This is a genomic window from Bartonella sp. AP58NXGY (genome assembly GCF_042195785.1).
Lineage (GTDB): Bacteria > Pseudomonadota > Alphaproteobacteria > Rhizobiales > Rhizobiaceae > Bartonella.
In genome coordinates this window covers 1-1,022 of sequence record NZ_JBHIOY010000113.1, presented here as the reverse complement: position 1 = coordinate 1,022, position 1,022 = coordinate 1, and the positions used below count along the sequence as shown (strand labels likewise).

Annotated in this window: 1 protein-coding gene; it reads right to left on the bottom strand. The window is 42.9% G+C overall.

Annotation, left to right across the window (positions count from 1 at the left end; all coding sequences use genetic code 11):
- Window positions 1-1,022, bottom strand: a 1,022-nt coding sequence (locus ACFINC_RS09825) for a helicase-related protein (RefSeq protein WP_375617093.1), incomplete at both ends; no start/stop codon positions are given.

The following is a 1,022-nucleotide window of genomic DNA, read 5'->3' as shown; positions in this document are numbered from 1 at the left end:
CTTCCAATTCCCGAGTGTGCAGGTTGCAAGCGAACCGGAAGATGATCAACCACAGCCGTAACAGCTTGTAACTCAGAACTCTGTGTGACCCCAATAATCTCAATCACATTACTGATATCTGGCCCCAACGATGCCTTATTAATCGTCGCATCAAAACGATCATCATGTGCGCGCAAAGCATTTAAAATTTGCCAAACAACCCGATATTTATCATTGTTGTTTAAAGCCTGTTCCGCAGGAATATCAAAAGGAACACCAATGGGCAAAATGACATATCCCATCTTTTTGCCCTCAGAGCGACGCATCACCCGTCCAACCGCTTGCACAACATCAATCTGACTCTTGCGTGGATTTAAAAACATAATGGCATCAAGAGCTGGAACATCCACCCCCTCAGACAAACAACGTGCATTGGTCAAAATACGACAAACATCACCCCCACTCTCTGCTTTCAACCAATCAAGCAGTGCACTACGGTCCTTCGCATTAAACTTGCCATCAACATGTTCAACTTCACACTGCAGAAAATTCTCGCTTTCCACATTCCCTTGAGTATACTTAAGATATTCCTCAACAACCGCAGAAAATTCATCACGAACCAGTTTAGAACTGCGAATATCTTTACAAAAAGCCAAAGCACGATGCATCGGATATGGATCAGCCCCAACATCAGCCTTCATATCTTGTTTTGTCAAAGCCTTATAACAACCGATAATTTTTGTTGCATCATCAAGAACAAGCCCTGACTCGCGATCACTAAGGCGTTTTTGAACAGCGGAACTGACCAATTTTTCGTCCATTGCTAAGACAATAACCTTATAGTCCGTTAAAAGGTCATGCTGTACAGCCCATGAAAAGCCCCGATAAAAAAGTGTTTTGTCAAAAAGCTTTTCATCATCCATTGAAGCAAGAACGGCATTGGCTTCATTCGCACGACTTTTTGCGTTATCCCCAAAAATACGGGGTGTCGCTGTCATATAAAGACGCTTTTTAGCACGAATGATATCGTTCGAATGCACCTT